8 protein-coding genes are annotated in these 10,770 nt (G+C 61.0%); 2 read left to right on the forward strand and 6 right to left on the reverse strand.

Going from position 1 to position 10,770, the window contains the following annotated elements; all coding sequences use genetic code 11:
* Positions 1-37 precede the first annotated feature (37 nt).
* From F4Y00_01715 to F4Y00_01740, 6 genes are all read right to left on the reverse strand, one after another.
* Positions 38-637 carry a hypothetical protein gene (locus F4Y00_01715; protein ID MYE03681.1) on the reverse strand — a complete coding sequence of 200 codons (600 nt, stop codon included), beginning with the start codon at positions 635-637 and terminating at the stop codon, positions 38-40.
* A 339-nt stretch (positions 638-976) separates the two neighbouring features.
* The gene (locus F4Y00_01720; protein MYE03682.1) at positions 977-2,236 is read right to left on the reverse strand and encodes a SpoIIE family protein phosphatase; all 1,260 of its coding nucleotides are present in this window, start codon (positions 2,234-2,236) and stop codon (positions 977-979) included.
* Positions 2,237-2,272: 36 nt separating this feature from the next.
* Positions 2,273-3,427 (reverse strand): galactokinase, encoded by a 1,155-nt coding sequence (gene galK / locus F4Y00_01725; protein MYE03683.1) that lies wholly within the window; start codon positions 3,425-3,427, stop codon positions 2,273-2,275.
* A gap of 42 nt (positions 3,428-3,469) precedes the next feature.
* Positions 3,470-4,267: a hypothetical protein gene (locus F4Y00_01730; GenBank protein ID MYE03684.1), complete on the reverse strand. Its 798-nt coding sequence runs from the start codon at positions 4,265-4,267 to the stop codon at positions 3,470-3,472.
* 82 nt (positions 4,268-4,349) lie between these two features.
* The gene (locus tag F4Y00_01735; protein ID MYE03685.1) at positions 4,350-5,873 is read right to left on the reverse strand and encodes a solute:sodium symporter family transporter; all 1,524 of its coding nucleotides are present in this window, start codon (positions 5,871-5,873) and stop codon (positions 4,350-4,352) included.
* A gap of 34 nt (positions 5,874-5,907) precedes the next feature.
* Positions 5,908-6,360 (reverse strand): DUF411 domain-containing protein, encoded by a 453-nt coding sequence (locus F4Y00_01740; GenBank protein ID MYE03686.1) that lies wholly within the window; start codon positions 6,358-6,360, stop codon positions 5,908-5,910.
* A gap of 92 nt (positions 6,361-6,452) precedes the next feature.
* On the opposite strand from F4Y00_01740, the gene F4Y00_01745 reads away from it, so the two are divergent.
* Together F4Y00_01745 and F4Y00_01750 are read left to right on the forward strand one after the other, a co-directional pair.
* The gene (locus tag F4Y00_01745; protein ID MYE03687.1) at positions 6,453-9,296 is read left to right on the forward strand and encodes a tetratricopeptide repeat protein; all 2,844 of its coding nucleotides are present in this window, start codon (positions 6,453-6,455) and stop codon (positions 9,294-9,296) included.
* Positions 9,297-9,306: 10 nt separating this feature from the next.
* The coding region (locus tag F4Y00_01750; GenBank protein ID MYE03688.1) for a VCBS repeat-containing protein at positions 9,307-10,770 on the forward strand (1,464 nt) is incomplete at its 3' end.

The raw sequence follows: 10,770 nt of genomic DNA on the forward strand, positions 1-10,770 counted from the left end.
TCGATAAAAAACCGGGCTGGAAACCCCGGCTGTCAACTTAAATATATAATTCCCTTCCCGAAGGTATCGAACCGGTTAAATCGTTCGCAAAAAAACTAACACGTGTTAAATTAATAAGATTGCCTATGTTTGAAGGAATATCACCGCTTAGATCGTTGACGGCGAAATCTATTTCTTTCAAGTTCACAAGATTGACGATCCCGGGAGGTATGGGACCGGTCAGTTCGTTAAATCTAAGGTTTAAAATCTCTAAATGAATAAGGTTTTCTATTTCGGAAGGTATGGAACCGGTGAGCTCGTTTCCTTCAAGGCTAATTTTCTTTACATGCACAATATCCCCTATCTCGGGGGGTATAGAACCGGTCAGTGCATTATTAGTATGAAAGTCGATGGATTCTACTCGTCCGGTACTGTCGGTCTCGATTCCGTACCATTCATTAAGAGGCTTATCGCTTTTCCAGTTGGTCTTGCTTCGCCAGTTGTCTCCTCCCGTTGCATCGTAAAGCGCCACCAACGCGGCGCGGTCGGTTTCCACCGAGCCTTGGGCTGTGGCCATGCCAGGGAGCACGAGGAGACAGGTGGCAACGAGGAGTAGTTGCGAGGTCCGACATCTTATGGCAGCGCGGGGCGTTTTCATGGCCTGTCGTATCGCATTATGTCACTTTTATTTACATAATAAATTGTCGGGGTTGCAATTACAAGCCGGGCGATTGCTTCGCACGTAAAAGTTGCCAAGCCTCCGTTTGCTTTTTCGGCTTCGGTCTGGCTACCTGACCGCGTTCACTCCGTTGTGGGTTGACCCAGCCCCCACTATTAATTCCATTAATTATATGCAGATAGTTGTATTCATTCTGTAATTATTTAGAGTTAATTAGTAAACTTTTTGTAACTAATGGAGAATCACGCTCCAAACAACGCACGCCGGTATACCAGAGCGACAAGTAGCGGCCGAATAGCCGCTACGATCTATAAGCTCCTACCGCTTCGCTACGATCGCCGTGCGATCATCGCAGTATGCGGCGGTCGGATCGGCCTCGAAGGCTTCCACCGTTTCTTCCAGCTTTTCGATGATCGCCTCGGCTGACAGGTCGGCATTTCGGCGAAGCGTTTCCGCCACGCCCTCTTCGCCGAGCGGTTCGCCGTCCGTCCCTTCCGTATCCGAATACCCGTCCGTGCAGATGGCGAGCACGTCTCCCTCAAGAAATTCCAGCGTTTCCTGTTCGGGGAGGAGGTCCGGGAGGATGCCGATGGGCGGATTGACCGGAGGAAGTTGCGTAACGGTTCCGTCGCGAACGAGCAGCCCGGGGTTGTGCCCGGCATTGATATAGGTAAGCACGCCCGCCTGCGTGTCCAGAACGCCGTAGAACAGGGTGACGAATTCTTCGGGGTTCGTATCCTCCCAGACGGCCCGGTTCACTTTTTGCAGCACATCCTGCATGGAGAAGATATTCTCGGCCTGCACCCGCAGCGCGGACCGGATCGTAGCCATGAGGAGAGCCGCCGGAACGCCTTTCCCGGAAACGTCTCCCTCGACGATGCCGAGATTGCCCCCGGGGAGTTCGATGAAGTCGAAGAAATCTCCGCCGATTTCATAGCAGGGGTGACAAGCGCCTGCGATGTCGAAAGGAGGAATGGAGGGGGCGTTTTCCGGCATAAGCTTGCGCTGAATGCCGGCGGCGATTTCCAGTTCGTGCTCGATCTGCCGCAGGGCGAGTTGCTCCTTGTAGAGTCGGGCCAGGGAGATGGCGACGGACGCCTGGTTGGCCATGGTGCTGAAGAGGCGCTGCTCGTCCGGGGTGAAATCGTGCGGCCCGGGGGTGAACATCGAGAGGGTGCCGATGGCTTCGCCGTCCTGTACGAGCGGGGCGGAAAGGAAGGAATGGGCGCCTTCGCCCGCGGCTTCGCGCACATAGTCCGTCCGGGGGTCCTTCGCAATGTCCATGACCGCGATCGGTTCGTGGTTTCCCGCGGCGAACTGCCGGAAGATGCTGCTGGCCGCCGTGAGCGGGTGCGTGTGCAGGTACTCTTCGCTGAGGCCGGACGAAGCCTTGAGCACCATCTCGCCCGAACGCTTGTCGAGCAGCCGGATGGCGCAGGCCCTCGCATGCATCGTCTCCGTCGTGACGCGCACGATTTCGTCGAGCAGAAGCGGCAGGTCGAGGTGGGTTTTGGTAAGGAGCCCGCTTGTGAAATCAAGCGCAGAGAGCTTCTCTTCGGCTCCGTGCAATGCAGTCATGGCGCACGGAATGCGATCTGGTCACAGGAACGGTTCCTACATCCGTTCCGTCCGATGGTTCTCCCGGAAAGTGTAGATCACAGGGGTGCGCCCGTACGTTTTCGCATAGGTTTCGCAGAGCGCCTCGCGCAGGGCGGGCACGGCAGCCTGGCGCACCAACTGCACCGTGCAGCCCCCGAAACCGCCTCCGGTCATGCGGGCGCCTGCCACGCCGTCCACGTTCCGGGCGATGGCGACCAGCGTATCCAGTTCCTCGCAACTCACCTCGTACAGGTCGCGCAGGCTGTCGTGCGACTGGTTCATCAACGCCCCGAATGCCTCGAATTCCTCGTTCCGCAGGGCGTCCCGCGCTTGCAATACGCGGTCATTTTCCTCCAGAACATGCCGGACCCGGCGGCGCTGGAGAGGCGGGAGGAACAATAGGTCGTCGGGGGTGGCGTCGCGCAGGCTCCGTACATCGGGACGGGCTTCCCGGATCGTTTCGAGGGTCTGCTCGCATTCGCTGCGCCGGGTATTGTAGCCGGAGGAAGCCAGTTCGCGCCGCACCCCCGAGTCGGCGATGACGATCTCAAAGGCGTCGTTCCGGTCTCTCCTCGTATTAGTCATCGGCACATGTTCGGAGGCGAGCGAGCGGCAGTCGAGCAGCAAGGCGTGCCTGCGGCGCCCCAGCCGGGATACGAACGGGTCCATGATGCCGCAGGAAACGCCCGCGTAGCGGTGTTCCACCCGCTGAGACAGATGCACCGCGTCGATGGGGTCGATTCCGAGGCCGAACAACTGGTCGAGGCCGTAGATGACTGCGGTGGAGAGGGCCGCGGACGAACTCAGGCCGGCCCCGATGGGCACATCGCCCTCGATGAGCATCTCGAATCCGCCGGGCAGCAGGTCCCGCAGTTCGCTGATTGCTCCGGTTACGTAGGCGGCCCAGGCTCCCGGGCCGGTTTCAGGGCGTTCGGAAAGCGGGTACGTGATCCACTCGTCGAACTGCGCAGCATACAGGATCACCGTGTCGTCCTTGCGCGCCCGCAGCGCCGCGTATGCGCACCGGTCGATCGTCATCGGCAGCACGAATCCCTCGTGGTAATCCGTGTGATCCCCGATCAGATTGACGCGCCCCGGAGCCCGCACGATCAGGACATTTTCTGCGTCCGCTTCGCCGAAAGCGGCCCGGAATGAGGAAAGCACCTTCACAGCCTTGTGTACTTATTGCCTGTCAGGGAAGGATTGTCCGTGTCATTCCGTTTCAACGCCGCCGTGTTCCCGTAGCAGAGCGGCGATTTCAGTTCTTCTCTTGTTGATGGCGATATCGAGCGGCGTGTGCCCGGTGTTGTTTTTTGCGTTCAAGCCTGCACCGCGGTCTATCAGCAGTTGAACAAACGCTATGTCGTCTCTACTTACTGCGTGATGAAGCGGTGTGCCATTGTAGTTATTTTGCACCTCCAGATCCGCCCCGCCTGCTATGAGGACCTGTGCGGTTTCTGCGTTCCAGGCATGATGCAAAGGCGTATTGCCCTGTGCGTCTCTTGCATTCGCATCCGCGCCGTTTTTTATGAACAGGTCTGTAATCTCTGCATTGCCTGCAAATGCCGCGGTATGTAATGGGGTGCCATTTTTATGTTCTGCCCCCAGGTCGGCGCCATGCGTCATAAAAAGTTGTGAGATTTCTGCGGTATGAACAAAATGCAGGAGATTGTCATCAACGTCGGCGCCTTTTTCTATCAATAATTTTATGATTTCTGTCTCGCCGTATGTTGTTGCCATATGAAGCGGGGTAAATCCCCGGTGCGATCTGATCGCGAAATTGCGCCCCACTTTTTCGTTAATGTCCACTCCGATATCTATCAGTGTTCGCACGGTTTCTATATCGCCCTCACGAATTGCTGTATGAATCGGGGGCAGGGTATCCTCAGGGACCGGCAACAGGATTATTTTCGCCGGTCGGACCTGGCCGGACATGTTCTGCCCGAACATCGGCGTGGATCCTACGACAGGAAAGACGAGAACGAAAAGGAATGCAAGGATGCGTTTCATGGGCGTATTTTGTTGGCATGGAAACGATGTGCCCGGCGCGGTAGCGGCGGGGCCTGATGCAATATAACAAACCCGCCTTCCCTTACCAGAAGATCACGTACAGCGCGGCCGTGGCCAGCACCACCGCCGCCGCCATCCATTTCGCGCCGCGGGCATGCTCCAGGTTCAGGTCCGAAACGGGGAGACGCTTCGGCTCGCGCAGGGGAAGCAGGATCCGGACGGAGGTCATGAAGATCACAAGCGCCACGAAGGTGATCATCATGTGGTGCAGGAACGCGACATCCGGCAGCCGCCACAGGAGGAACCCGTAGACGGGGATGCCGAGGATCATGGCGGCTTTGGCCGCGATGGGGGGCGTGCGTTTCGAAATAAGCCCGAACGCAAAGGAGGCCACGATCCCGGGAGAAATGAATCCCCAGAACATCTGGATGTACCCGAAAATGCTTTCGGCGGAACCCACGACGGGCGCCCACAGGCAGCCGACGACCACCAGTACGGCGGTGGCGATGCGTCCGATCTTCACGTAATGCCTTGGGGACGCGTCGGTGCGCCGGTAGCGCTTGTACAAGTCGATCGTGAAGATGGTGGCGGCGGAGTTCAGCATGGAGTCGAGCGAACTCATGATGGCGCCGAACAGCGCGGCGAACATGATCCCGCTCAGCCCGGCGGGGAGCAGCTCGCGGATCATCACGGGATATGCCTCGTCGGCGGTGGTTACCTGCTCGGGGAAGAGCTGAGCAGCCATGATGCCGGGGAAAACGATCAGGAACGGGAGCAGCAGTTTCAGCCCCGCCGCAAGAAAGATTCCGCGCTGTCCCTCGGCGAGACTCCGGGCGGCGAGCGTGCGCTGCGTAATGAACTGGTTCAGGCCCCAGTAGAAAATCTGGGGAATCCAGAGGCCGCCTATGAAGACCGCCACCCAGGGCATCTCGTCGTGGTTCCATGGCAGCACCGTATGCAGCTTGTCGCCGGCGGCGGCCATGAACGGCTCCACGCCCCCGATGGCCTGGAATCCGAGGATCATAATGAGCGCTCCGCCCAGCAGAAGGGCCACGCCCTGAAGCAGGTCCGACCAGACCACGGCCCCGAGGCCGCCGTAGATGGTGTAGGCGCCCGCCGTAATCCCGATCAGCCAGATCCCCAGGACCATGTCCATTTCGAAGATCGTGCCCAGGGCGAGGGCGCCGGCGTAGAGCACCGTCGCCAGCGCCACGAACACGTAGGCGAGCATCATGAACGTCGCCATGATCGTGCGCGTCCCGACGTCGAAACGGTATTCGAGGTATTCGGGAATGGTGTAGATGCCCGCCTTCAGGAACTTCGGGAGGAAGAAGAGGGCCGTAATGACCAGGGCGATGGCGGCGGTCCACTCGTAGCTGGCGATGGCAAGGCCCAGGTCGTACCCGCGCCCGGCCATGCCCACGAACTGTTCGGTCGAGATGTTGGAGGCGATCAGGGAGAAGCCGATCAGCCACCAGGAGAGTTTGCGCCCTGCAAGGAAGTAGTCTTCCGTGGTGCTTTCATGCCGGGAGGCGTACAGCGAGATCCCGATGACGACCGCAATGAACGCGCAGAACGTGACGATGTCGATCGGGTGCAGCGCCATGGCGGAAGACAGGGAGCGGGGAACAGCAGGCGCCTTATCGGGAAGCGAAGATGCGCCGTCCGCCGTCTTTCTCTACGGCGATGATGTCATACGGATCGCTGCGCGGCCCCTCCATACCGGGAGAGCCCATCGGCATGCCGGGTACCGCAAGGCCCGCAATGGATTTTCCTTCCTCCAGCATGCGGTGGATTTCCTCCGCCGGGACATGGCCTTCCACGAAATACCCGCTCACAAGCGCCGTATGGCAGGAGCGCAGATCGGCGGGAACCCCGTATCGTAGCCTCATGGGCGTCACATCGGCGAGATCCACCGCTTTGACGCGGAATCCGTTCGCTTCGAGGTGATCCACCCATTTGGCGCAGCACCCGCATGTGGGCGTCTTGTACACGGTGATGTGTTGCCCTGCGGAGGAAGTGCGGGCAATGAGTACGCCGCCCGTGACCACGGCGCCCACTAAAAATACAACGATAAGGTACTTTTTGTTCATGAGCGCATATACCGTACCCTTGGCGGAACGTTCCGGCGAGCCGCTGCATGAAATAGAGTATCCCATTCTGTGAAGTCGCCTTCCATCGGACTGTGAAAGATTCCGATAACCATAGTACGGATTCGGAGCGTCCGGACCTTTCTTCTTCGCTTCCCCGGCCCTCCCGACCCGGTCGTCAGGGGCCCGGGCGGCGGTATACGCGGCTGCCGCAGATACAGCGCAAGATCGTGAGCGTGGTGCTGGGCGGGTATGCGGTGCTGCTGGTCAACAGCATCTTTCTGTTGCTGTTCGACCGCTCCACGGCGCTCGTCTATATGAGCAATGTGCTGCTGCACATTTGCCTGGGGATCCTGCTGATCGCGCCGGCTATCGCCTTCCTGGTCATGCATCTCCTGAAGATGCCGCTCCGGATGAACCGGCGCGCGACGCGGGCCGGCGTGTTTACGGCCCTGTCGCTGATCACCCTGTTTGCGACGGGCATTGCGCTGGTGGCCGTCGGGGCGTCCTACCGGTGGATCCTGTGGACGCATATCGTGACGGCGGTGACGTCCGTGGGAGGCTTCATCCTGCATGTGTCGCTGAAGCGCGGGGTGCGCTATCATTTCCTGCAATGGGGCGATACGTGGAAGCATGGGCCGGGCGCGGCGATCCGGCACCCGCTGAGCCTGACAGCGTTCGGCGGGGCGGTGCTCGTGGCCGGATTCATCGTGGTGCCTTGGGCGACGACGCGTACGGGGGTGTACGTGCAGGAGGCCCCGCCGGGGGAAGCAGTTGCTGAGGGCGCCGATGCGGAAGGCGCCGTCCTTAGCTACGCCGCCGCGCTTACGGCTACCCCGCTGGCGCAGTCGCAGTCGGTTATCGTGGGGGAAGAGCTTTTGCCCGACGAGGCATTGGCCGGATCCGCGCGCTGCGGACAGGAGGGATGCCATCCGGATGTATATACGCAGTGGGCCGAGTCGATGCATCGCTTCTCGTCCTTCAATAACCCGTGGTACAAGAAGACCATCGAGGCGATGACCGCCGAGATCGGCGCCGAACCTGCGCGCTGGTGCGCATCCTGCCACGACCCGGTGGTGCTGTTTGCGGGGCGGTTCGACGAGGCGCCGCTGGATATGGACCACTGGACGGCGCACGAGGGTCTTACGTGCCTGTCCTGCCATGCCGTAGAGGGGTTGCGCGACGTGCGGGGCAATGGCCGCTATGCGATCGCTGCGCCGGACGAGTATCCGTTTGCGCGCGCCGAAGAGGGGCTGGGCCGGTGGGTGCATAATGTGCTGGTGCGCGCCAAGCCCGAACCGCACCGCCAGGCCATGCTGAAGCCGGTTCACAAAACACCCGAATTTTGCGGCACATGCCACAAGGTGGGGATTCCTCCGGAAGTGAACAGTTATCGCTGGAAGCGCGGGCAGAACGAATACGACAATTGGCATAACAGCGGCGTCAGCGGCAACATTGTCCGGTCGTTTTATCTCCCCGAGACGCCCTCGAATTGCGTCACGTGCCATATGCCGCTCGAACCCTCGAACGACATGGGGAACGACGGCGGATTGATACGGAGCCACCGGTTCGCCACCGCCAATACGGCGGTTCCGTTCGTCAACGGGCACCCTGCTCAACTGACCGAGGCCCGGCATACTCTGTCCAAGGGCATTGCGCTCATCGACATTTTCCGGATCCGGGTGAACGGGCGTGAGTATGGCCCGGATCGCCCACTGCCTGTCCTGCGGGCGGGCGACCGCGTGCAGGTGGACGTCGTGATCCGTAACAAGGGCGTGGGCCATACGCTGCCCGGCGGCACGAACGATTCCAACGAACTGTGGGTGGAGTTTCTTGCGCAGGACGCCTCCGGAGAGACGGTCCTGGCTTCCGGACTGCTCGACGAGGCCGGGCGCGTCGATTCCACGGCGCATTTTCTCGGAAGCGTGCTGGTGGACCGGCAGAGCCGGATCATCGACCGGCGCAATGTGCAGGACTGGATCACGACCGTGTATGCGAATGTGATCGGGCCGGGCGCGGCGCGCAACGTCCATTACGATTTTGTAGTGCCTCCGGGCGCCGCGATTACCGCGCTGAAGGCGACGCTTCGACACCGGAAATTCAAGTGGTACCTGAACGAATGGACGTTTCGCGGGGTGCGGAAAGGAGCGGATTCGGAAGGGCAGTACGGCGATGTGCCGGACGGGCATCCCTGGTTCCTGGATCCGGACGAGACCGCGCCCGTGCTGCCGCTGACCGACATGGCCGTCCACGAGCGCCGGGCCGGGGGTGCTGCGCCCGATTCGCTTTCTGCGCCGTCGGCCCGTCCGCTCTGGGAGCGGTGGAACGATTTCGGCATAGGGCGTCTCCTCGAAACGGATACGCGCGGGGCGATCGAAGCCTTCGAGCGGGTTGCGGAGTTGGCCCCGGACAACCCGGAAGGGCCCATCAATATGGCCCGCGCATTCATTGCGGAAGGGCAACTGGATCGCGCTACCGAAGTGCTCCAGGAAGCCGAGCGCCGCAGCCCCGGATATCTGAAGACGGCCTGGCTGCGCGGAGAGGTACACAAGGCGTCCGCAGAGTACGATGAAGCGCTGGACGAGTGGCTGGCCGTGGTGGATGCCTATCCCGACGACCGCGTGCTGCTGCTCGGTATTGGCCGGATTCATTATCTTGCGGGCCGTTACGAAGAGGCGCTTCCATGGCTCGACCGGGTGTTGACCATCGATCCGGAAAATGTCGGCGCCTTGTACAACAGGATGCTGGCGCTCGGCGCGCTGGGACGAACCGAAGCATTTGGAGAGGCTCGTGAACGGTACGAATATCACAAGGACGATGAAAATGCGCCTGCGGTCGCGTCGCCGTACAAACAGGCGCATCCCATGGATAACCGGGAAGCCCAGCCGCTGCACGAGCATGGATTGCATCCGGTTCGATCCCGGAGCGAGGGGAGTTGAGGGACGGCCCATGAGAAACTCGAGCGCCCGCACCTCCGCTTTTGTTCTGTCCGTGGTGTTGCTTGCGGGCATTTTATCGGCCTGCGGCGGATCGCCGGAAGAGACGGACGAAGTTCCGGAGCGCACGTTCTCGGACCGGCTCTCGTTTGAGAATGTGACGGAGGCTGCGGGCCTCTCCGGCTTCCGCCACGAAACAGGCGCGTTCGGATTGATCTGGTTTCCCGAGTCTATGGGGTCAGGCGCCGCCTTTTTCGACTACGACGGGGACGGTTGGCAGGATATTGCGCTGGCGGGCGGGGGGCGCTGGTCCGCTGCGGGAGGTTCCGCGATGAGCAGCGAGGAAGTGCTTCCTCTCCGGCTCTACCGGAATCTCGGCGACGGGACCTTCTCGGAAGTGACGGAAACGGTGGGACTGGCAGGGTTTGACGGCGCGCGCGACGTGTATGGCCTCGGTATCGCTGCTGCGGACTACGACGGAGACGGGGACCTCGACATCTACCTTTCCGCGCTGGCCGAAAACCTGCTTTTCCGCAACGAGGGCGGGGTTTTCGTCGAGGTGGGCCGCGAAGCCGGCGTGGCCGGCGAGGCCGTGTGGAGCTCGTCTCCCATTTTTTTCGATGCGGACCGGGACGGGGATCTGGACCTGTACGTGGGAAATTATGTGGCATGGTCTCCGGAGACGGACATTTACTGCTCGCTCGACGGGGTGAACAAGGGATATTGCACCCCGGAAACCTATGAGGGCGTCGCCGGACGCTTCTATCGCAACCGAGGGGACGGTACGTTTGCGGACGAAACGGAAGCTGCGGGTTTTCTGCCGGCGGCGGGCAAGACGCTTGGCGTGGCGGAACTGGATTTCAACCGGGACGGTTGGCCCGACCTAATGGTGGCGAACGATACGCAGCCGGACTACCTGTACGTAAACAACGGCGACGGTACGTTCTCCGAGCGAGGGGCGCTGAGCGGCGTCGCCTACGACGAGAACGGGAAGGCCCGCGCCGGGATGGGCGTGGATACCGGCGTGGTGGACAGCACAGGGCAGGCGTCCGTGTTCGTGGGCAATTTTTCGTCGGAGATGATCGGGGTGTACCGGCATCTGCATGACGGGCTGTTCATTGACCGGGCCGCGCTTTCGCAGATCGGGCGTCCTTCGCTGATGACGCTCACCTTTTCTCTTTTCCTTGCGGATTTCGATCTCGATACGGACCTCGATCTGTTTGCGGCGAACGGCCACGTGCAGCCGGAAATCGAGACGGTACAGGACAATGTCGGCTACGAAGAGAAGCCGCATCTTTTTCTGAACCGGGGGGACGGCACCTTCGAGGATGCAGCCCCCGCGCTGGGCGGAGTGCTGGCTGAGGAATTCGTGGGGCGGGGGGCGGGCGCCCCGGCCGGGCCCCCCGCCCCGCGCCCAGCCGGGGGGGTGGTATGTAAAAATGGCGGGGGCCCCCGCCGGGCGAGGATTTTAGATAGT

Source organism: Bacteroidetes bacterium SB0662_bin_6 (assembly GCA_009839485.1).
GTDB lineage: Bacteria > Bacteroidota > Rhodothermia > Rhodothermales > VXPQ01 > VXPQ01.